Consider the following 20,064-nt stretch of genomic DNA (forward strand, 5'->3'; position numbering starts at 1 on the left):
TGCCGGATGGCGCGGTCGGGGCGGGAGCAGGCGGGGGAGGCCGGTGCTCCGTTCGGGATCGCCGAGGTGACGGGGATCTCGATGGTGCCCACGTTGCTGCACGGCGACCAGCTGCTCGTGCAGTACGGGGCGCGGCTGCGGGCCGGGTGCGTGGCCGTGCTGCGGCATCCGCTCCAGCAGGATCTGCTCATCGTGAAGCGGCTGATCGAGCGACGCGACGGCGGCTGGTGGGTGCTGGGTGACAATCCGGACGCCGAGGGGGACAGCCGCGTCTTCGGGGCCGTACCGCCCGAGCTGGTTCTCGGGCGGGTGCGGGCGCGGTACCGGCCGGTGACGCCGGGGCGTCAGCGTTCGGCGGGCGTGGTGCTCTCCTGGCTCGTGTCGGCGGTCAGGCCGGTGTGGTCCGACCGTTCGGCCTCCAGGCGCTTGCGGGCCCGGTAGGCGGCCACGTTGGCCCGGGTCGCGCAGCGGTCCGAGCAGTAGCGGCGGGAGCGGTTGGTGGAGGTGTCCAGGTAGGCGTTGCGGCAGGGCGGTGCCTGGCAGAGACCGAGCCGGTCGGCGCCGAACTCCGTCAGGTGGAAGGCGAGGCCCATCGCCGAGATGGCCGCGTAGCCCGTGGTCGCGTTCGAGGAGTGGTCGGCGAGGTGCATGTGCCAGCGCGGCCGGCCCTCCTCGTCGAGGGTGTCGTGCCCGGAGATCTGCGGGCTGACGGGGAACTCCAGGAGGAGCGAGTTGAGGAGGTCGACCGCCCCCGTGTGGTCGCCCTCGTCCGCCGCCGTGAAGACCGCCCGCAGGCGCGCGCGTACCGCGCGGAAGCGCGGCAGGTCCGCCTCGGTGACCCGCCGGGCCATCTGGGTGGCGGGGCCGAAGAGGTCCCGGAGCACCTCGACGGAGGTCAGGGTGTCCTTGCTGCGGGCCGGCTCCTCGGTGTTGACCAGACGTACGGCGAAGTCCGAGTAATGGGCCAGTTCCACTTGTAGTCCTTACTTCGGCGGGCTAGTGTCTCGGTCGGAGGGGGTAACGGCTGTTTCCCCTTCGAGGGTATTACGAATGGTAGGGCCGACGCGGGGAGGAACGACCATGACCGGAACCGACTGGGCGGGCTGGCAGCAGAGCTGGGACCGTCAGCAGGAGTGGTACATGCCGGACCGTGAGGAGCGGTTCCGCGTGATGCTCGACATGGTCGAGGCGCTCGTGGGGCCGGAGCCCCGCGTCCTCGACCTCGCGTGCGGTACGGGGAGTATTACGAGCCGGCTCCTCCAGCGGTTCCCCGGCGCGACCAGTACCGGCGTCGACCTCGACCCGGCCCTCCTCGCCATCGCCGAGGGCTCCTTCGCGGGCGACGAGCGCGTCACCTTCGTGACCGCCGACCTCAAGGACCCCGCGTGGGCCGCGAGCCTGCCCCACGGGACGTACGACGCCGTCCTCACCGCCACCGCCCTCCACTGGCTCCACAGCGGGCCCCTGACGGCCCTCTACGGGCAGCTCGCCGGTCTCGTCCGGGACGGCGGGGTCTTCATGAACGCCGACCACATGATCGACGAGGAGACGCCCCGCATCAACGCCGCCGAGCGCGCCCAGCGGCACGCCCGCATGGACCGCGAGAAGGCCGCCGGGGTCCTGGACTGGGCCGACTGGTGGGCCCTCGCCGCCAAGGACCCCGTCCTCGCCGATCCCACCGCCCGCCGCTTCGAGATCTACGGCGAGCACGCCGACGGCGACACCCCCTCCGCCCGCTGGCACGCCGACACCCTCCGAGGAGCCGGCTTCGCCGAGGTCCGGCCGGTCTGGGCCTCGCCCTCCGACAGCCTGGTCCTCGCCGTGAAGTAGTCGGTGAAGCAGCAGTTGAAGTAGCCGGTGAAGTGGCCCGGATGCGTGAAAGGGGCGGTACGGAGAGTCCGTACCGCCCCTTTTCGCGCGTCTTACAGCACCTTCGAAAGGAACGCCTTCGTCCGGTCCTGCTGCGGGTTCGTCAGGACGTCCCGCGGGTTGCCCGACTCGACCACCACGCCGCCGTCCATGAAGACCAGCGAGTCGCCGACCTCACGGGCGAAGCCCATCTCGTGCGTGACGACGATCATCGTCATGCCCGACTCGGCCAGGTCCCGCATGACGTCGAGGACGTCACCCACGAGCTCCGGGTCGAGCGCCGAGGTCGGCTCGTCGAAGAGCATCAGCTTCGGCTCCATCGCCAGCGCGCGGGCGATGGCCACACGCTGCTGCTGGCCGCCGGAGAGCTGCGACGGGTAGTTCCCCATCTTGTCCCGCAGGCCGACCCGGTCGAGCAGGCGCTCGGCCCGCTCGCGCGCCACCGCCTTGGACTCGCCCTTCACCTGGATGGGCGCCTCCATGACGTTGGCCAGGGCCGTCATGTGCGGGAAGAGGTTGAAGCGCTGGAAGACCATGCCGATGTCACGGCGCTGGACCGCGACCTCGCTGTCCTTCAGCTCGTAGAGCTTGTCGCCCTTCTGCTTGTAGCCGACCAGCTGGCCGTCGACGGACAGCCGGCCGCCGTCGATGCGCTCCAGGTGGTTGATGCACCGCAGGAAGGTCGACTTGCCGGAGCCGGAGGGGCCGACGAGGCAGAAGACCTCGCCGTTCTGCACCTCCAGGTCGATGCCGCGGAGGATGTGGGCCGCGCCGTAGGACTTGTGGACGCCTTCGGCCTTGACCATGGGCTGACCGGTCATGCCGCACCCTCCGGGGAACGCTTGAACGTGAGCAGGTTCGCCTTGACCCGCTGCAGCGGAGTCGGCGGCAGGTTGCGCGTCGAACCGCGGGCGAAACGGCGCTCCAGGTAGTACTGGCCGACGCTGAACACGCTGGTCAGCGCGAGGTACCAGATGGAGGCCACGAAGAGCATCTCCATCACGGCGCCGGCCGTGTTGCCGATGTTCGACGAGGCTCGCAGGAGCTCGGTGTACTGCACGGCCGAGACCAGGGACGAGGTCTTCAGCATGTTGATGAACTCGTTGCCCGTCGGCGGCACGATCACCCGCATGGCCTGCGGGAGCACGATGCGGCCCATGGTCTTCGTCGAGGACATGCCCAGCGCGTGCGCCGCCTCGGTCTGGCCCTCGTCGACCGACTGGATGCCGGCGCGGACGATCTCCGCCATGTAGGCGCCCTCGTTGAGGCCGAGACCCAGCAGCGCCACCATGAACGGCGTCATGACGTCCACGGTCTCGTTCTTGTAGATCGGCCCGAGGTTGATGTAGTGGAAGATCAGCGACAGGTTGAACCAGACGAGCAGCTGGACGTAGACCGGGGTGCCGCGGAAGAACCAGATGTAGAGCCAGGCGACCGCGCCGGTCACCGGGTTCTTGGAGAGCCGCATCACGGCGAAGACGATGCCGAGGACGAGACCGAGGGCCATCGCCGAGATGCTGATGATGATGGTGTTCCACATGCCGTCGATGACGGAGGGGTCGAACACCTTGTCCCACACCGTGTCCCAGACGACATCGCCCTGGGAGAAGGCGTAGACGAGCCACCCGAGGAGGACGACGACCACCACGCCACTGACCCAGCGGCCGTAGTGGCGCACGGGGATGGCCTTGATCGCCTCGTACGGGACGCCCGAGGGGGTGGGACCGGCCGGAGCGGCGGCCGGTTCCTTGCTGATCTTGTCAGTCATGACGACTGCCCTTCAGTGGTACGAGGAACGGTCACTTGCCGGCGTTGATCGTCGCCGACTTGACCGCGCTGTCCTCGACGTCCCACTTCTTCAGGGCCTCGGCGTAGGAGCCGTCCTTGATGGCCGCGTCGAGGGCTTCCTTGATGGCATCGCGCAGCTGGGTGTTGTCCTTCGAGACGCCGATGCCGAAGAGGCCGACGTCGCTCTGGCTGCCGACGACCTCGAAGTCGTTGCCGCCGCCCGAGGTCTTCGCGATGTACGCGGCGACCGGGTAGTCGTTCAGGTCGGCGACCGCGCCGCCGGCCTTCACGCGGGTCTGGGCCTCGGCGTCGGTGTCGAAGGCCTGGATGGTCAGCTTCTTGTCGCCGCACTTGGTGGCCTGCGCCTTGAAGGTGTCCTCGTAGATCGTGCCACGCTGGACGGCCACGGTCTTGCCGCAGAGGTCGTCGAGGGAGTTGATGCCCTGCGGGTTGCCCTTCTTGACCAGCAGGGAGACGCCGGAGCTGAAGTAGTCGACGAAGTCGATGCCCTTGCCGATCTTCTTCCCGTTGTCGTCCAGGCCCTCCTGGCGCTTCTTGTTGTCCGTCATCGCGGACATGATCAGCTGCTGACGGCCGGTGTAGATCGAGGTGATCAGGCCGTCGAAGGTGCCCGAGACGAACTCGAACTTGACGCCGAGCTGCTTGCTGAGGGCCTGCGCGATGTCCGGGTCGACACCGACGATCTTGCCGCCCTCGGTGAACTCCATCGGGGCGTACGAGGCGTCGGTGCCGACCTTGATGACGCCCGACTTCTGGATGTCGGCGGGGAGCTTCGAGAAGAGCGGGGCCTTGCTCGCGGAGGCGGAGCCGGTCTCCTGGGTGGAGCCGCCGCTCTCGGTCTGGTCGCCGCAGGCGGTCAGCAGCATCGAGCCGGCGACCGCGATGGCGGCGACCGCGGCAAGACGGGAGGTGCGGGTCTTGGCGGTCGTACAGCGCGTGGAGCGTGCGGTCATGGTCGGGTTCCTCCGGCGTGTGAGGGAGCTGCCAGGTGTCGCGTACGTCTCTTCGAGTGTCGCGACCTCGTGTGATTACGGCATCTTGCCATTCGGACTGCCACAAACCGACGGCCTCGGATGTCAAAATCGGATAACGGGTGACCCCGAAATCCCGACAGGCCGGTACATCAGGGCCGGATCTTCTTCGGAATCACTTCCCCCTCACCGAAAAATCTGCGGTTCATCTCGCCATTCGGACGATTGGAAGGCCGCCAATCGGGTGCGGAAACCATCTATCGGGACATCGGGTGACGTGTCGTTCTCCGTCCGTGTCCGGATGCGCTCGGTATGAGTCGCGTCACCGAGCGGATATGGACTCGTCTGCGGTGCCGTCCGTCCGGTAAGAAGGATCCTTACACCCCTCATCCGGGGCTCAGGGCGCGTTGTGCGGCGCGCCCGCGCGGCTGCCAGACACGGCGGCCGCGGGACCCGCCCACCGCTCCACACCAGGAGCGGCCAACCCTCAAATGAAGCAGACTTAAGGGGTCATCCCAATGGCAGCGGAGATCGTCAATCCTCGCAATGACAGTGGTACGGAAGGGGCTCCCGAGGAGCCCTTCGATCCTGTCTTCGCCCTTCACCGGGGCGGCAAGATGGCCGTGCAGGCCACCGTCCCCGTCCGGAACAAGGACGACCTGTCCCTCGCGTACACGCCCGGCGTCGCCAAGGTGTGCACCGCGATCGCCGAGCAGCCCGAGCTGGTCAACGACTACACCTGGAAGTCCAACGTCGTCGCGGTCGTGACCGACGGGACCGCGGTGCTCGGTCTCGGCGACATCGGCCCGGAGGCCTCCCTCCCGGTCATGGAGGGGAAGGCCATCCTCTTCAAGAACTTCGGCGGCGTGGACGCGGTCCCGATCGCCCTCGCCACCACCGACACCGACGAGATCGTCGAGACCGTCGTCCGCCTCGCCCCGTCCTTCGGCGGAGTGAACCTGGAGGACATCTCGGCCCCGCGGTGCTTCGAGATCGAGCGCAAGCTCCAGGAGCGCCTCGACATCCCGGTCTTCCACGACGACCAGCACGGCACCGCCATCGTCACCCTCGCGGCCCTGCGCAACGCGGCGAAGCTGACCGGCCGGACCCTCGGCGACCTGCGCGGTGTCATCTCCGGCGCCGGCGCGGCCGGTGTGGCCATCGCCAAGTTCCTCCTGGAGGCCGGCCTCGGCGACGTCGCCGTCGCCGACCGCAAGGGCATCGTCAGCCGCGACCGCGAGGACCTCACGGACGTCAAGCGCGAGATCGCCGAGCTCACCAACAAGGCGGGCCTCAGCGGCTCCCTGGAGAGCGCCCTGGCCGGCGCGGACGTGTTCATCGGCGTCTCCGGCGGTACGGTCCCCGAGGCGGCCGTCGCCTCCATGGCCCCGAACGCCTTCGTGTTCGCCATGGCCAACCCGAACCCCGAGGTCCACCCCGACGTCGCGCACAAGTACGCGGCCGTCGTGGCGACCGGCCGTTCGGACTACCCGAACCAGATCAACAACGTCCTCGCGTTCCCCGGCATCTTCGCCGGCGCGCTCCAGGTCCGGGCCTCCCGGATCACCGAGGGCATGAAGATCGCCGCGGCCAACGCCATCGCCGACGTCGTCGGTGACCAGCTCGCCGCCGACTGCGTGATCCCGTCGCCGTTCGACGAGCGGGTCGCCCCGGCCGTCGCGGCCGCGGTCGCCGCCACCGCCCGCGCCGAGGGCGTCGCGCGCCGCTGACGCGCTCCAGGTACGCCGAAGGGCCCTGCTCCTGTCCGAAAGGACCGGACGGGGCCCTTCGGCGTACGGGGTGAACGGGGGTACGGGGGTGGGTGTACGGGTGGGGCGGACGGATCTGCCGTACGGGTGGGGCGGACGGACCTGCCGTGCGGGTGGGGCGGACGGATCTGCCGTGCGGGTGGGGCGGACGGATCTGCCGTGCGGGTGGGGTGTGCGTCACAGCCAGGTGCGGTTCCGTCACGCACCCGCGGGCCCCTAGGGTCGGGGCCATGTTCGCTGCCTACGCTGCCCGAATCGACCGCGACCAGCCCCTGAACGGCCTCGAATTGGGCGAACGCCCCGAGCCCGAAGCGCGTCCCGGCTGGACCACCGTCACCGTCAAGGCCGCCTCGCTCAACCACCACGACCTGTGGTCGCTGCGCGGGGTCGGACTGCCCGAGGAGAAGCTGCCGATGATCCTCGGCTGCGACGCCGCCGGCATCGACGAGGACGGCAACGAGGTCGTCCTGCACTCCGTCATCGGCCAGACGGGTCACGGCGTGGGGCCGAACGAGCCCCGCTCCATCCTGACCGAGCGCTACCAGGGCACCTTCGCCGAGCGCGTGAGCGTCCCCTCCTGGAACGTGCTGCCCAAGCCGAAGGAGCTGTCCTTCGAGGAGGCCGCCTGCCTCCCCACCGCCTGGCTCACCGCGTACCGCATGCTCTTCACCAACGCCGGCGTGCGGCCCGGGGACTCCGTGCTCGTGCAGGGCGCGGGCGGAGGCGTCGCCACCGCCGCGATCGCCCTCGGCAAGGCGGCCGGCCTGCGGGTCTTCGCCACCAGCCGCGACGAGGCCAAGCGCAAGCGGGCCGTCGAGCTCGGTGCCGTCGAGGCGTACGAGCCGGGGGCGCGGCTCCCGCAGCGGGTGGACGCCGTCATCGAGACCGTCGGCGCCGCCACCTGGTCGCACTCGGTCAAGTCGCTGCGGCCCGGAGGCACGCTCGTCATCTCGGGCGCCACGAGCGGCGACCGGCCCTCGCACGCGGAGCTGACCCGGATCTTCTTCCTGGAGCTGAAGGTCGTCGGCTCCACGATGGGCTCGAAGGACGAGCTGGAGGACCTGCTGTCGTTCTGTGCGGCGACGGGCCTGCGGCCGGTGATCGACGAGGTCCTGCCGCTGGACCGGGCCCGGGAGGGCTTCGAGAAGATGGCCTCCGGCGAGCTCTTCGGAAAGATCGTTCTGAAGACCTCCTGACCAACCTCTTGAACCAGGTCGGTTGACCTGATGAGATCTCCGGCACGCGAAACATGAACATCTCTCACCTTGTCGTGCCGGAGGTCTCCCTTGTTGCGCACCACCCTTGCCGCGACCGCCGTCGTCGCCGCACTCCTCGCCCCGACCGCCGCCCACGCCGACACGGGTGATGCGATACCGGTCCTCACCGACGCCAAGGGGCGCACCCTCCAGCTGCGCGGCTGGAACCTCGCGGACAAGTCCCACCGGGGCGAGCAGGCCCTCTCCGCGATCACCGAGAAGCACTTCCGCGACATGCGAGCCAAGGGCTACAACTTCGCCCGGCTGCTTGTCTTCTGGGACGACCTGGAGCCCAGGCCCGGCCATTACAGCGAGGACTACCTCCGCAAGATCGAACGGGTCCTGGACTGGGCCCGGAAGTACGACGTGAAGGTCCTCCTCGACGCCCACCAGGACGTGTTCGGGCCCGCGTTCGGCAGCCGGGGCATCCCGGCGTGGGCGACAAGGACCGACGGGCTGCCCTTCACCCCGCACCCCGACGACTGGTTCTCCGAGTACTTCGAGCCCGCCGTCCAGCGCGCCTTCACCCACCTGTACGAGGACGAGGACCTGCAGCGCGCCCAGGCCCGCATGTGGCGGGTGCTCGCCGACCGCTTCGAGGGCCACCCGGCCGTGTTCGGCTACGACCCCATCAACGAGCCGATGGGCGAGCTGCGCGAGGGCGAGGACCTGGCGACGGCGGCCCGCCGCATCGAACGGGAGCAGCTCACCCCCATGTACAACCGGATCGCGGACGCGATCCGCGCGGTCGACGACGACAACTGGGTCTTCGTCGAACCGACCCCCATCGTGGGCGAGGGCGTGCCGACGGGGCTCGGCCGGATCGACGACCCGAAGATCGTCTACGCCCCGCACTTCTACAACGGCGTCATGGAGGCCGGCGGCGACTACGACCCGTCGGCCGGCTGGATCGAGAACTACGAGGCGGCGGTCACGCAGTACCCCAAGGAGTACAAGGTGCCCGTGGTCGTGGGGGAGTGGGGCCCCCTCAACAACTCCCTTCCGAACATGAACCGCTTCTACCGCGAGGCCATGGCCTCCCTCGGCCGCTACAGCTCCGGCTGGACCGGCTGGGAGTGGTGCTACGGCGGCGGCTACTGCGCGGTGGACGCCGCCGGGGCCTTCCGTACGAACAAGGAGCTGACCGCCGAGCCGTACGCGGAGGCGGTCGCCGGCACGGTCCGATCCGCGTCGTACGACCCGGGGGCCGGGGTCTACCGCCTGTCGTACGACGCGGCCGGCCGGCGCGGCTCCCGCCTCACCGAGCTCTCCCTGCCGCCCGGCGACTGGCGGGTGACGGCCCGCGGCGGCGCACTGGTCCTGCGCAAGGACCGCACCCGCCCCTGGATTTTCGCGACCCCGAACGCCCGGGTAACGGTCACGGCGACACGGGGCTGACGGTCCCCGTGTGGGGTTGGGTGCTCGACGGGTGACGCGGGGACGCGGGGACGCGGGACACGGTGACGTGGTGACATGGTGACGCGTGACCGGGCCGGCGCGGTCAGGGCTCAGCGCGGTCTGGCCCGTGCCCGGCCCGGCTCTGCTCGGCTCGGCTCGGCCCGGCTCGGCCTGGCTCGGCCTGGCTCGGCCCGGCTCGGCCTGGCTCGGCCTGGCTCGGCCTGGCCCGGCTCGGCCTGGCCCGGCTCGGCCTGGCCCGGCTCCGCCTGGCTCGGTCCGGCCTGGCTCGGTCCGGCCTGGCTTGGCCCGGCCCGGCCCGGCCCGGCACGGCCCGGCTCCGCCTGGCCCGGCCCGGCTCTGCCCGGCCCGGCCCGGCCCGGCCCGGCTCGGCTCGGCTCGGCCCGGCTCCGCCTGGCTCGGTCCGGCCCGGCCCAGCCCGGCTCTGCCCGGCTCGGTCCAGCCCGGGCCCGGCCCGTCCGGTCCGGGCCCGTCCGTCAGGGCTTTCTCTGCGGGTTCAGCAGGGTCTTGATGTGGAGGGCCGTCGTCGACAGGTGGCGGCGGGTCTCCGTCAGCTGGTCCTGGGTCACCCCGTGGTCGCGGGCCGCGTCGCGGATCTCGTCGCGGAAGCGGTCGAGCAGCCGGTCGAGGTCGCGGGCCGGGTCTCCCGTGCCCGCCGTGTCCCGCGCCCACTCCGGCGCCTCCTCGGCGGGGGCCTCGTCGGAAGCGGTCTTCGCGAACGGCGGCTCCTGCGAGGCGGCCTTCGGGTGGGTCGTGCCCGCCACCAGGTCGCCGAGCTGGGCCGTGATGCCCGAGATCCCCTCCCAGACCCCCTTGGGCCAGTCGCCCCGCGAGAACCGGTCCTGGACCTCCTCCTGCACCTGCTGGGCGATCCGCTGGAACTCCTTCGCCTGGCGCCGTGCCGACCTGGCCTCCTCGCGGGCCTCGCGGGCCTGCTGCTTCCACTCCTGCTTGAAGCGGCGCATCTCCTCCTTGGCCTCGGCGAACGAGGGAGGATCCACCGTGCGGCTCTGTCCCGCGGCCGCGCGCATCTCGCTGCGGACCCGGCCGGCCGCCCCGCGCACGTCCTCACGGATCTCCGCCGCCAGCTCCGAGACCGACTCGCGGATCTCCCGCTCCAGGTCGTCCAGTTCGGCGTCGCGCCCGGCCAGCTCGGCGCGGCCGGCGTCGGTGATCGAGTAGACCTTGCGGCCGCCCTCGCTGGCGTGGGTGACGAGGCCCTCGGCCTCCAGCTTGGCGAGGCGCGGGTAGACCGTGCCCGCCGAGGGTGCGTACAGCCCCTGGAAGCGCTCCTCCAGGAGCCTGATCACCTCGTACCCGTGGCGCGGGGCCTCGTCGAGCAGCTTGAGGAGGTACAGGCGGAGGCGTCCGTGGGCGAAGACGGGCGGCATGTCAGAGCACCTTTCCGGTCGAGGAGGCAGCGGACGAGGGGGTGGCTTCGCCGTCGTCCTCGGGCTCGGGGCGGCGGAGCAGGGCGATGGATCCGGACACGGTCGTCGCCTTGAGCGTGCCCCGGCCCGAACCGAGCGTGCCGGTGATGGACTTGGCGCCCCACTGGCCTCCCACCCGCAGGTCCTCGAAGGCGTTCGACACGGCGCCGCTCGTGGTGCTCGCCTCGACCCGGGCGTCGGCCGGGTGCGGCAGGCGGATGGCGACCTCGCCGGAGACGCTGGTGAGCCGGATGTCGGCGGGCGGGCCGTCGAGCCGGGCCGGGTCGAGGTCGATGACCATGTCACCGCTGACCGTGTCGGCCTTCACGGACGAGCCCGCGCCCTCGATCACCGTCACGTCGCCGGTCACGGAGTTGACGCGCAGCGCGCCGGTGACGGACTGGGCCTCCAGACTTCCCGAGACGCTCTCGGCACGGACCGGGCCGGAGAGCCCGAGGAGGGTGGTGTCGCCCGTGACGCCGCGCACCTCCGTACGCCCTCTGATCCCCGTGACGACCGCCTCCGCGCCGACCACGCCCACCTCGACGTCGACGCCCGCGGGAACGGCGACGGAGACCACGGCCCGGCGCCGGTACTCCCTGCGCTCGAACCACTTGAGGATGCTCTTCCAGTGCAGGTCCTCGTAGGTCACGGTCAGCGTGGAGCCGTCCTGCGTCACGATCAGCGGAGGACCCTCGATCTCGGAGATCTCCACTCGGGCGGAACTCTCGTCCGTCCCCACCACGTTCACCGCGCCGTTGACGATGCGGACCTGCAGAAGCGTCACGGGGTCGGCCGGAGCCAGCTTCGTCGGCTCGGTGACGGACCACTCTGTCATGGTGCTGACCTCCCGTATCGGCAACGCAACATATCGCGTCTCTCGATAGACACGATATATCGCGGCCAAGGGGAGTCAACCCTGATTCATCCCTGACAGGGGAGGGGTAATACGCGTCGTACACGGACAAATTGGCCTAGCGTAGGGCCCATGAACGCGACATCCGGACCGCACCCCGTCGGAGCGCTGCTGCTCTGCCGCGCCGAGCCCCCGGCGGTCCGGCCGTCGGCCCAACTCCTACGGGAACAGCTGCTCCTCGCCGCCGCGGGCCCCGAATGGAGCGTGCTCGTACCGGAGGGGAAGCCCTGGCTCCACGGCGGGGAGCCCGTCGAACAGGTCGTCACCGGCTGGGCCACCGCCCTCGCCGTCTCGGCCGCCGGCTGGCCCGTCGTCGCGCTCTGGTGGGACCGCGACCGGGCCGGTCTCACGCTCGCCGCCGGCTTCCGCCGTACGGTCGGCTACACCTGGCTCGCGGACGGCACCCCCGTCGGCGAGGACGAGGCCATGCGCACCTTCGCCGCCCGGCTCGCCCTCGATCCCGTCCTGGACGCGCAGGCCCTCGAACCGCTCACCGAGCCCGACCCGGACGCCGACGCCCACACCCGGCTCCTCGGCGTCGTCGCGGTCCTGGCCCGCGCCGGACTCGCCCTGCCCACCGGGATCGTCCCGGGCGAGAACGCCGACCGGCTCCGCTCGGTGGCCCTCGCCCAGGGTGCCGAGCAGCTCGAATGGTCGGGCTGGAGGGATGCCGTGCGCGCGGAGCTGGACGTGGTGGAGGGCGGTCCCCTCGGCCCGTACCTGCGCGGTCCCAAGGCGCGCGTACTGGGCGGGGCGCAGCTCCTCGCGGGGGTGCCGCTGCTGGTCTGGGGTGCCGCGCGGCGCAGCGGCGGCTGGGCGACGGCCGGGGCGCTGCTCGTCGCGCACGGCGCGCTCGGGCTCGCCTACGACCGGCTGCGGGAGCGGTGACCCCGCAGCCGGAGGAGCTTCCTACTCGTCGTCGTCCTCGTCGTCGTCCAGACGGGCCAGCCAGGTCGCGAGGCGCTCGACGGGCACCTCGAAGTCGGGGTTGAGGTCGACGAACGTCCGCAGCTGCTCGGCGAGCCACTCGAAGGTGACCTCCTCCTCGCCGCGCCGCTTCTCCAGTTCCTCGATGCCACGGTCGGTGAAGTACATGCGATCAGGATAGGCCGTACCCCTCAGGTCCCCTGTCGCCCGTCAGTCCCACCGATTAGCCTTCTGGATCCAACATCGCTTCGGGGAGCGGGGGCCGCTGTGGCACACGGGATCGCTCGGATTCGACTGGACGACGGCACGCCCGTCTGGGCGCGGGTCAGCGACGCGGAGGAGCTCGGCAGGGGCGGCGGCTTCCAGGACACCGGGGTCAGGGACCGGGTCGTCTCGATGGCCGGCGGGCTCACGGACGTGGTGCGCGGGGTCGTCGGCTCCCTGCGCGCGGGGCTCGACCCGCAGGGGCCGGTGGAGGTCGCCGTCAGCTTCGGCATCGAACTGTCGGCGCAGTCCGGCAAGGTGATCGGCGTCCTCGCGGACGGCGCCGGCAAGGCCTCCGTGAACGTCTCCCTCACCTGGACGGAACCGGGTCCGGCCACCGCCCCCGCGGCGACGGCCGAAACGAGCCCGGCAACGGAACCCGCGACGGTCTCCGCGTCCGAGCCCGCGACGGTTTCCACGTCCGGATCCGCAGCGGTCTCCGCGTCCGAACCCGCGACGGTCTCCACGTCCGGATCCGCCGACCCCGCGCCCGGATCTGCAGGACCCGCGCCCGGATCTGCAGGACCCGCGACCGGGGCCGCGCCCGGCTCCGCCGGGTCGGAGGTCGCGGAACGGCGCTCAGGCATCGTCCCGCAGCGGCGCCCGGCGGCCGATGGCACCGCATGAGCGCCTTCGACGCTCTCGTGCGCCCCGCACTCGTACGCATCGGCGCTCCCGACGGCGGGTATGACCCGCACGGCGACCAGTTCTGGGGCACCGGCTTCTTCATCGCCCCCGGCTGGGTGCTGACGTGCGCCCATGTCGTGGCCGAGGGGGGTGGCGAGGTGTGGAGGAAAGAGCCGGCCGTCGGCATCACCTGGCAGGACGGCAGGACCACGCGCCGGTCCATCGGCACCGTGGTGCTCGCCCTGCCCCGGCCCGAGGACCCCGACACGCGCCCCGAACCCTGGGGCTTCCCCGACGTCGCGCTCGTGCGCGTGCCCGGCACCGGCAAGGCCTCATGCGTCCAGCTCGCCGAGCTGCCACCGGCCCGGACCACCGAGGTCGGCCTGCACGGCTGGTCCCGGGAGACCGGGGAGCTGGGCATCCGCCAGGTCCACGGCAGGCTGAGCGGCGTCGACGCCCGGGCCCTCGTGACGGAGGGGGTGCTGCCCGTCGAGGGCTGCTCCGGCGGCCCCGTCGTCGATGACGCCACCGGCGCCGTGATCGGCTTCAACAAGGGACGCTGGTCCGACCAGGGCGCCCTGGTGCCCCTCACCGCGCTGCGCCGCCTGCACGACGCTCCCGGGGGCGAGTTCTGGGCCGAGGCCCTGCGGGAGCACGACCGCCATCACCTCGACCACTACCTCCAGTCGCTGGACGACGGATCCGACTGGACGCGCGCGCAGGAGCGCCTCGACGGTCCGCACCGGTTGAGCCCGCGCCTGCGCACCCGGCTGCGGGGACAGCTCGCCGCGCTGCCCCCGCCGATCAACGCCGGCGAGATCATGGACCTGGTCGACCAGGTCAAGGCCTGGATCAGGAACACCACGACCCCGGACGCGTTCGAGGACGACCCGCGGACGTGGAGCGAGGGCGCCGCCCTGCTGTACGGGCTGCGCGCGCCCGACCGCAGCGATCCGGGCGACCCCGGCCTCGACGCCGTGCTCCTGTACGCGGCCCATGTCGTCCGACGCGTCTCCGGGCGCCCCGGCGGCCTGGCCGACGAGGCCGCCTTCCGGGGCTGGATCATCGACCGGGCCGCCGACGCGGGCCCGTTCCTCCGCCGCGAGATCGACGACCTGATCGGCGTCGGCCGCTCGGCGTCCCCCGTGTCCGTCCGCGAGCGCCGGGCACGCGCGGACGTGCTCCTGGAGATCGACACGCCCCGCTGGGGCCGGCGTTACCCCTGGCGCGTGAAGCTGCTCCGCGACGGGCACATGGTCACCCCGCTCCACGGCGACGACCGCGGCGTCGAGCGGGCCCAGCTCAAGGAGACCCTGCGCGGTCCGCTCGCCGAGGCCCTCCGGCTCGGCGACAACGGGCCGCACCTGGCCTCGGTGGAGGCGGTGCTGCCCCGCGAGCTCTTCGACGAGCCGCTCGACACCTGGCGGCTCGAACCCCCGCAGGGCCCCGACGAGGCATGGGGGTCCATCACCCTCGGGCAGCGCCGCATCGTGGTCATCAGGGACGCCCGGCGCCACGGCAAGGACGCGTCGCCCGAGTGGCGGGAGCGCTGGGAGGCGGGGGAGCGCGGGCCGTTGCGCGCGGTCCCGCTGCGCGCCGAGGTGCCAGGCGCGGGCCCGGACGCCCACACCCCGCGCGTGCGCCGGGAGATATGGGCGGAGACGTACGACCGGCTCCGCGAGGCGGAGGGCGGCACCGTTCCCGTCTACTGCGGCCCGGTGGGCAGCGGCGACGGGCTCATGGCGATGAACGCGGCCCTCACCGCCGGCCATCCGCTGGCCCTCTGGCGGACCGGCGCCCACGACCACACCGACTGCGCGGACTTCCACGCGCGGGCCGAAGGGCTGCTCGCGGAGGCGCGTACGGCCCAGGGGCTCGGCAAGCCCGTCCGCTCGCTGCGCACCCTGGCGCCGGAGCGGGCCGACCTCGCCTGGGCCGAGACCATCGCCGTCCTGTACGACCCGCCCGACCGCCCGCCGCACGGCGGCCGCCTGGAGGCCCCGCCGCTGCTCGGCGAGGAGGACCAGTGACGGCGCCCCCGCGCGCGTTACGCGCCTTACGCGCCTCACGCCCGGAGCGGCCCCGGGCCCGGTCCGGCCCGCCCCCGCGCGCCTCGCGCCCGGAGCGGCCCCAGGACCCGTCCCAGGCCCGGTCCGGCCCGCCCCCGCGCGCTTCGCGCCAGGCGTGGCCCCAGGACACGTCCCGGGCCAGGTCCGGCCCGCCCCCGCGCGCCTCGCGCCCAGTCCCGTCCCCGGATCCGCGCCAAGCCCCGCCCCCGCGCGCCTCGCGCCCGGACCGGCCCCAGGACCCGTCCCAGGCCCGGTCCGGCCCGTCCCCGCGCGCCTCGCGCCCAGTCCCGTCCCCGGATCCGCGCCAAGCCCCGTCCCCGCGCCTCGCGCCCAGTCCCGTCCCCGGATCCGCGCCAAGCCCCGTCCCCGCGCGCCTCGCGCCCAGCCCCGTCCCCGGATCCGCGCCAAGCCCCGTCCCCGGATCCGCGTCCGGACCCGTCCGGCCCGGCGTCGACCGCGAGTCCAGCGTCTTCAAGTCCCGGCCGGGACGACCGGTTTGGGGGTCGGCAGGGGCGGCCCCCGGGCGGTACGTTCAGGAAGCCCGGCCAGCACACCACAGCCAGGAGGAGTCCATCGTGAACGATTGGCGGATCTACCGTGGGGCCGGGCATCCGCACGACGAGATACGGCGCCTGCCCGCCCCGCCGCCCTGGCGCGACTTCTCGACGGGCGGCGCCGACGACACCCTGGCCGGCTCCGACCGGCGGCTCGGCGTCAAACGCCGACTCGTCCAGAACCACCACCCCCGGCCCGCCGAGACCGACGCCGTCAACGCCGCCCTGTACCTGCGGCGTCCCCTTCTCGTCACCGGCAACCCCGGAACCGGCAAGTCCACCCTCGCGCACGCCGTCGCCCACGAACTGCGCCTCGGCCGCGTGCTGCGCTGGCCCATCGTCAGCCGCTCCACCCTCCAGGACGGCCTCTACCGGTACGACGCCATCGGCCGCCTCCAGGACGTCCAGCTGGAACGCGCCCAGGCCGGTGCGCCCGGCTCCGCCGCCGCGGCCCCGGCCGGCATCGGCTCGTACATCCGGCTCGGACCGCTCGGCACCGCCCTGCTCCCCTCCGAGCAGCCCCGCGTCCTGCTCATCGACGAGCTCGACAAGAGCGACCTCGATCTGCCCAACGACCTCCTGAACGCCCTGGAGGAAGGCGAGTTCGCCATCCCCGAGCTGGAGCGGCTCGCCGACCGGGAGCCCGTCGTCGAGGTGCTCAGCGACGACGGCCGCAAGGTCCCGGTGCAGGGCGGCCGGGTCCGCTGCACCACCTTCCCCTTCATCGTGCTCACCTCCAACGGCGAACGGGACTTCCCCGCGGCCCTGTTGCGCCGCTGCATCCGCCTGGAGCTCGAACCGCCCGGCGAGGAGCAGCTCGGCGCCATGATCGAGGCCCACCTCGGCACCGACGCCGCCGCGGGCGACGGCGAACAGGGCCTCGTCCAGCGCTTCCTGAACCGTGAGCCCGGCGAGGTCATCGCCACCGACCAGCTGCTCAACGCGCTCTACCTCACCCAGCACGCCTCCCGCGCCGAGCGGGTGACCAGGGAACGCATCGCGGACATGCTCATGCAGCCGCTCGATCAGCCGAGGTGATGACCGGATGCACCGGACGCACCGGATGCCTCTGGAGGAGCTGACCCGCAGACTGCGGGCGGGCGGGGTGGACCCGTCCGCCGAGGCGGTCGCGGACGCGCTCTGGCTGTCCCAGTGGCTGCCGGAACCGGAAACCCCCGATCCGGAGCCGCCGTCCCGCGCGGACGACGGGAGCACGGGGACGGCCCGGCCCGCCGACGAGGGGCGAGATCCGGCCAATAGCGAGGAGGTGCCCCCGCGCACGTCCCCGCACAAACCCGCGCAGACCGGAGGCCACGAGTCCGTCGCCCTCCACATGCGCGCCGGAGCCGCCCCCGCGGCCGGAGCGCGCTCCGGCGCGGGCGGGGGTACGAGGCGGGGCGCGGCCCTGCCCGTACGCGCGCCCGGCGCCAACGCCCTGCCCGGACTCCTCGGCCTCCAGAAGGCCCTGCGCCCGCTGCGGGGGTACGCGCCCGCCCCGCCGCGCCCCGGCGAGGGCCCCCTCGACGAGGAGGCCACCGCCGAACGCAGCGCCGCCGCGGGCATCCTGACGCCCGTCCTGCGCCCCGCCGCCGGCCGCCGCCCCGACATCCAGCTCCTCATGGACACCGGCCCCGCCATGGTCGTCTGGGACCGCATGGTCGAGGAACTCCGCCAGGCCTGCCAGCAGTCCGGCGCCTTCCGCGACGTCCAGGTGCACCGCCTGTACGACACCGGCGAGGGACCGCCGCTCGTCACCACGACCAGCGGCACCGACGGCAGACCGCGGCTCCGCCCCGTCGACCAGCTCCACGACCCCACCGGGTGCCGCCTCACCCTCGTCGTCAGCGACTGCGTCGGCCCCCTGTGGCAGCGCGGCGCCGCCCAGCGCTTCCTGCACGACTGGCCCCGCCACTCGCCGCTCGCCCTCGTCCAGCCCCTGCCGCCGCGCCTCTGGCCGCGCACCGCGCTCCCCGCCGAACCCGGCACCTTCCAGCGCTCCGCGGCCCCCAGGGGCCCCGCCGTCTTCCGCTCCGACGACGAACCCTGGGCGGCCCTCGACCCCGCGCGGCGGGCCGTGCCCGTGCTCACCCCCACCCCCGAGGCCTTCGCCTCCTGGGCGCGGCTCCACACCGGCCACGGCGGCGACACCGTTCGCGGCTGGGCCGCCTGGCTCACCCCCGAGCCGGCACGGCCGCAGACGCCCAGGGCACCCCGGGTCCCGCGCGGCGACGAGGAGGTCCTGCACGCCTTCCGGGCCGGCGCCTCACCGGGCGCGCTCCGGCTCGCCGTCCACCTCGCGGCGGCCCCGCTCACCCTCCCCGTCATGCAGCTCGTCCAGCGCGCGATGCTGCCCGACACCGGGCCCATGGAGCTGGCCGAGGTGCTGCTCAGCGGACTCCTCCGCCGACTGCCCGGCCCCGCCCCGTACCCCTGCTTCAGCTATCCGCCCGGCATCCAGCAGCTGCTCCTCGGCTCGCTCGATCCGGGCGCCGCCGCCCTCGTTCTCAAGCACTGCTCGGCCTACGTGGAGCGCAACTTCGGCCAGGGCATGCGCAACTTCCCGGCGCTCGCCGCCGCCCGCCTCGCCGGCCACGGCCCGGGCGCCGACGGCGAGGGCGGACCCGGCCTCGTCACCCCGCCCGACGACACCGAGGACCCCACCGGCCCCGAGGGGGCCGAGGCGGAACTGTTCGCCCGCATCCCCGCGCGCGTGCTCCGCTTCTACCACCCCGACCTCGTCACCCCCGACCCCCTCACCGAAGCCCGCCGCCTCCTCGAACAGGGACGCGCCCAGTCCGACCCCGCCCTCCTCGCCGCCGCCCGCGAACGGGCCGAGGAGGCGCTCCCCGCCGCGCCCGTCGCCGCCCGGATCCTCCTCGGCCGCATCCTGTACGCGGAGGCGGGCACCGGCGCCGCCCGGCGTGCCGGCCGCCGCCGCGAGCTCCTCACCCGGGCCGCCGACACCCTCGTCCACGCCGGGGAGCTGGCCAGGCCCGGAGACGAGCACTGGGCCGAGGCCCGCCTCGAACGGGCCGCCGTCCACCACGCCCTGTGGCAGGAGACCGAGGACCCCGGACAGCTCGACGCCGCCCTCGCCGTGCTCGCCGAGGACGCGGACCGCTGGCCCCCGGCCGCCCGGCCCACCCTGCACCTGCGCCGGGGACGGCTGCTCCTCGCGCGCGGTGACGGCGCCGCGGCCGCCGAGGAGCTCACCGCCGCCCTCGCCCTCGGGGAGAGCGCCGCCGCCCTGCTCGACCTCGCCGACGCCCTGCAGCTCGCCGAGGCCGGAGCGGACCGCGTCGCCCCCGTCCTCGACCGCGCGGAGGCGCTCCTCGGCGACGGGCGCGCCCTGAGGTTGCGTCACACCGCCGCCCGGGCCCGCCTGTACGACACGGCGGGCGACGGCACGGCGGCGGACGAGGCGTACGAAGAGGCCACCCTGCTCGCCCCCGTCGAGAACGGACAGCGCGGCCGGCTCCTGCTCACCTGGGGCGCCTCGCTGCTGCGCCGCGCCGCCTCCGGCACCGGGACCCGGCCGGTCGACCGCGCCGAGTCCGTGCTGCGCGAGGCCCTCACCTGCCTCCCCGCCGGCGCCGCCGACCGCGAGCGGGCCCGGATCCTCATCGGCAGCGTCCTCGCCCTGCGCTTCGACCGCGCGGGCTTCCTGCCGGACCTGTACGAGAGCCGCCATCTCCTCGACGAGGCCCTGCGCGCCACCCGCGACCCGGCGATCCGGGCCGAGGTATGGCTGCAACTCGGCTGGGTGCAACTCCAGTTGAGCGAAGCGGCGCGGGACGGACAGCTCGTCGACGCCCTCACCGCCTTCCGGCGCGCCGCCGACGAGACCCGCTCCGCCCGCGGCGACACCCCGGGCACGGTCACCCTGGCGCGGGCGCTCCACGCCCAGGGGGCGGTGCTGTACCTGATGGACAGCGTCGGCAGCGCCGCGACCGTCCTGGCCGAGGCCGCCGAGCAGTGGCGGCGGCTCGACGGGATGCTGGTGGCGGTCGACTGGGCGGACGTGGACCGGACCAGGGCCCTGCTCGCCGAGGTCGGCGCCGACGCCCGCCCGCGCCCGGACCGGTTGTCCCGCGAGGAACGGCGCCGGATCGCCCCGCCCTGGTGGGCGTGCGGCGAAGGGGAGCCGGAACGGCTGGATAACGGGGGCGCGCATGGGCGCAGTTGAG

17 protein-coding genes are annotated in these 20,064 nt (G+C 73.1%); 10 read left to right on the forward strand and 7 right to left on the reverse strand.

The features are described from left to right. The first annotated feature begins 6 nt into the window (after positions 1 to 6). The gene (sodX, locus tag ACF07V_RS22135) at positions 7 to 441 is read left to right on the forward strand and encodes a nickel-type superoxide dismutase maturation protease (RefSeq protein ID WP_392156484.1); all 435 of its coding nucleotides are present in this window, start codon (positions 7 to 9) and stop codon (positions 439 to 441) included. On the opposite strand, the gene ACF07V_RS22140 is transcribed toward sodX, so the two are convergent. Next, positions 345 to 974: a CGNR zinc finger domain-containing protein gene (locus ACF07V_RS22140; protein WP_392156485.1), complete on the reverse strand. Its 630-nt coding sequence runs from the start codon at positions 972 to 974 to the stop codon at positions 345 to 347. The genes sodX and ACF07V_RS22140 overlap by 97 nt on opposite strands. 106 nt (positions 975 to 1,080) lie before the next feature. Between ACF07V_RS22140 and ACF07V_RS22145 the strand changes: the two genes are divergently transcribed. Next, a complete protein-coding gene (locus ACF07V_RS22145) occupies positions 1,081 to 1,830 on the forward strand; it encodes a class I SAM-dependent methyltransferase (protein ID WP_392156487.1) in 750 nt (249 codons plus the stop codon). Between the two features lie 92 nt (positions 1,831 to 1,922). Here the strand turns inward: ACF07V_RS22145 and ACF07V_RS22150 are convergent, their stop codons facing one another. The 3 genes from ACF07V_RS22150 to ACF07V_RS22160 are packed head-to-tail and all read right to left on the reverse strand — an operon-like array spanning position 1,923 to position 4,631. Continuing rightward, positions 1,923 to 2,690 carry an amino acid ABC transporter ATP-binding protein gene (locus ACF07V_RS22150; protein WP_392156489.1) on the reverse strand — a complete coding sequence of 256 codons (768 nt, stop codon included), beginning with the start codon at positions 2,688 to 2,690 and terminating at the stop codon, positions 1,923 to 1,925. After that, positions 2,687 to 3,637 (reverse strand): amino acid ABC transporter permease, encoded by a 951-nt coding sequence (locus ACF07V_RS22155; RefSeq protein ID WP_392156490.1) that lies wholly within the window; start codon positions 3,635 to 3,637, stop codon positions 2,687 to 2,689. Before ACF07V_RS22155 ends, ACF07V_RS22150 begins: the two co-directional genes overlap by 4 nt. Positions 3,638 to 3,668: 31 nt before the next feature. Continuing rightward, positions 3,669 to 4,631, reverse strand: coding sequence for an ABC transporter substrate-binding protein (locus ACF07V_RS22160; protein WP_392156492.1), 963 nt, complete (start codon positions 4,629 to 4,631; stop codon positions 3,669 to 3,671). Between the two features lie 536 nt (positions 4,632 to 5,167). On the opposite strand from ACF07V_RS22160, the gene ACF07V_RS22165 reads away from it, so the two are divergent. The 3 genes from ACF07V_RS22165 to ACF07V_RS22175 all read left to right on the forward strand — a co-directional run bounded on the left by ACF07V_RS22165 (position 5,168) and on the right by ACF07V_RS22175 (position 9,072). Beyond that, positions 5,168 to 6,379 (forward strand): NADP-dependent malic enzyme, encoded by a 1,212-nt coding sequence (locus ACF07V_RS22165; RefSeq protein WP_392156493.1) that lies wholly within the window; start codon positions 5,168 to 5,170, stop codon positions 6,377 to 6,379. 269 nt (positions 6,380 to 6,648) lie between these two features. After that, positions 6,649 to 7,614 (forward strand): zinc-binding dehydrogenase, encoded by a 966-nt coding sequence (locus ACF07V_RS22170; protein WP_392156494.1) that lies wholly within the window; start codon positions 6,649 to 6,651, stop codon positions 7,612 to 7,614. A gap of 93 nt (positions 7,615 to 7,707) precedes the next feature. Continuing rightward, a complete protein-coding gene (locus ACF07V_RS22175; RefSeq protein ID WP_392156496.1) occupies positions 7,708 to 9,072 on the forward strand; it encodes a cellulase family glycosylhydrolase in 1,365 nt (454 codons plus the stop codon). A 494-nt stretch (positions 9,073 to 9,566) separates the two neighbouring features. Here ACF07V_RS22175 and ACF07V_RS22180 read toward each other — a convergent pair whose 3' ends face one another. After that, positions 9,567 to 10,481, reverse strand: coding sequence for a helix-turn-helix transcriptional regulator (locus ACF07V_RS22180; protein ID WP_392156498.1), 915 nt, complete (start codon positions 10,479 to 10,481; stop codon positions 9,567 to 9,569). Position 10,482: 1 nt separating this feature from the next. Continuing rightward, positions 10,483 to 11,358, reverse strand: a complete 876-nt coding sequence (locus ACF07V_RS22185) for a DUF4097 domain-containing protein (protein ID WP_392156500.1) — start codon at positions 11,356 to 11,358, stop codon at positions 10,483 to 10,485. A gap of 150 nt (positions 11,359 to 11,508) precedes the next feature. Here ACF07V_RS22185 and ACF07V_RS22190 point away from each other — a divergent pair, with 150 nt between their 5' ends. After that, the gene (locus ACF07V_RS22190; RefSeq protein WP_392156502.1) at positions 11,509 to 12,324 is read left to right on the forward strand and encodes a hypothetical protein; all 816 of its coding nucleotides are present in this window, start codon (positions 11,509 to 11,511) and stop codon (positions 12,322 to 12,324) included. Between the two features lie 21 nt (positions 12,325 to 12,345). Here ACF07V_RS22190 and ACF07V_RS22195 read toward each other — a convergent pair whose 3' ends face one another. Further along, positions 12,346 to 12,531, reverse strand: a complete 186-nt coding sequence (locus ACF07V_RS22195; protein ID WP_024761804.1) for a DUF6104 family protein — start codon at positions 12,529 to 12,531, stop codon at positions 12,346 to 12,348. Positions 12,532 to 12,630: 99 nt separating this feature from the next. Here ACF07V_RS22195 and ACF07V_RS22200 point away from each other — a divergent pair, with 99 nt between their 5' ends. The 4 genes from ACF07V_RS22200 to ACF07V_RS22215 all read left to right on the forward strand — a co-directional run bounded on the left by ACF07V_RS22200 (position 12,631) and on the right by ACF07V_RS22215 (position 20,063). After that, on the forward strand, positions 12,631 to 13,254 hold the full coding sequence (locus tag ACF07V_RS22200; protein WP_392156504.1) for a CU044_2847 family protein: 624 nt from the start codon (positions 12,631 to 12,633) through the stop codon (positions 13,252 to 13,254). Further along, positions 13,251 to 15,284 carry a trypsin-like peptidase domain-containing protein gene (locus tag ACF07V_RS22205; RefSeq protein WP_392156505.1) on the forward strand — a complete coding sequence of 678 codons (2,034 nt, stop codon included), beginning with the start codon at positions 13,251 to 13,253 and terminating at the stop codon, positions 15,282 to 15,284. The genes ACF07V_RS22200 and ACF07V_RS22205 overlap by 4 nt, the downstream gene beginning before the upstream one ends. A gap of 614 nt (positions 15,285 to 15,898) precedes the next feature. Next, the gene (locus tag ACF07V_RS22210; protein ID WP_392156507.1) at positions 15,899 to 16,915 is read left to right on the forward strand and encodes an AAA family ATPase; all 1,017 of its coding nucleotides are present in this window, start codon (positions 15,899 to 15,901) and stop codon (positions 16,913 to 16,915) included. A 7-nt stretch (positions 16,916 to 16,922) separates the two neighbouring features. Continuing rightward, positions 16,923 to 20,063 carry an SAV_2336 N-terminal domain-related protein gene (locus tag ACF07V_RS22215; RefSeq protein ID WP_392156508.1) on the forward strand — a complete coding sequence of 1,047 codons (3,141 nt, stop codon included), beginning with the start codon at positions 16,923 to 16,925 and terminating at the stop codon, positions 20,061 to 20,063. Position 20,064 lies beyond the last annotated feature (1 nt).

Origin of the sequence: Streptomyces sp. NPDC015661, from assembly GCF_043077765.1 — a bacterium.
Lineage (GTDB): Bacteria > Actinomycetota > Actinomycetes > Streptomycetales > Streptomycetaceae > Streptomyces.

Excerpts from the sequence above, each read along its gene's own strand:
- ACF07V_RS22180 (WP_392156498.1), bottom strand. The coding sequence starts at position 10,481 with ATGCCGCCCGTCTTCGCCCACGGACGCCTCCGCCTGTACCTCCTCAAG.
- ACF07V_RS22215 (WP_392156508.1), top strand. The coding sequence starts at position 16,923 with ATGCACCGGACGCACCGGATGCCTCTGGAGGAGCTGACCCGCAGACTG.
- ACF07V_RS22150 (WP_392156489.1), bottom strand. The coding sequence starts at position 2,690 with ATGACCGGTCAGCCCATGGTCAAGGCCGAAGGCGTCCACAAGTCCTAC.
- ACF07V_RS22205 (WP_392156505.1), top strand. The coding sequence starts at position 13,251 with ATGAGCGCCTTCGACGCTCTCGTGCGCCCCGCACTCGTACGCATCGGC.
- ACF07V_RS22165 (WP_392156493.1), top strand. The coding sequence starts at position 5,168 with ATGGCAGCGGAGATCGTCAATCCTCGCAATGACAGTGGTACGGAAGGG.
- ACF07V_RS22185 (WP_392156500.1), bottom strand. The coding sequence starts at position 11,358 with ATGACAGAGTGGTCCGTCACCGAGCCGACGAAGCTGGCTCCGGCCGAC.
- ACF07V_RS22195 (WP_024761804.1), bottom strand. The coding sequence starts at position 12,531 with ATGTACTTCACCGACCGTGGCATCGAGGAACTGGAGAAGCGGCGCGGC.
- ACF07V_RS22190 (WP_392156502.1), top strand. The coding sequence starts at position 11,509 with ATGAACGCGACATCCGGACCGCACCCCGTCGGAGCGCTGCTGCTCTGC.
- ACF07V_RS22155 (WP_392156490.1), bottom strand. The coding sequence starts at position 3,637 with ATGACTGACAAGATCAGCAAGGAACCGGCCGCCGCTCCGGCCGGTCCC.
- ACF07V_RS22145 (WP_392156487.1), top strand. The coding sequence starts at position 1,081 with ATGACCGGAACCGACTGGGCGGGCTGGCAGCAGAGCTGGGACCGTCAG.
- ACF07V_RS22160 (WP_392156492.1), bottom strand. The coding sequence starts at position 4,631 with ATGACCGCACGCTCCACGCGCTGTACGACCGCCAAGACCCGCACCTCC.
- ACF07V_RS22170 (WP_392156494.1), top strand. The coding sequence starts at position 6,649 with ATGTTCGCTGCCTACGCTGCCCGAATCGACCGCGACCAGCCCCTGAAC.
- sodX (WP_392156484.1), top strand. The coding sequence starts at position 7 with ATGGCGCGGTCGGGGCGGGAGCAGGCGGGGGAGGCCGGTGCTCCGTTC.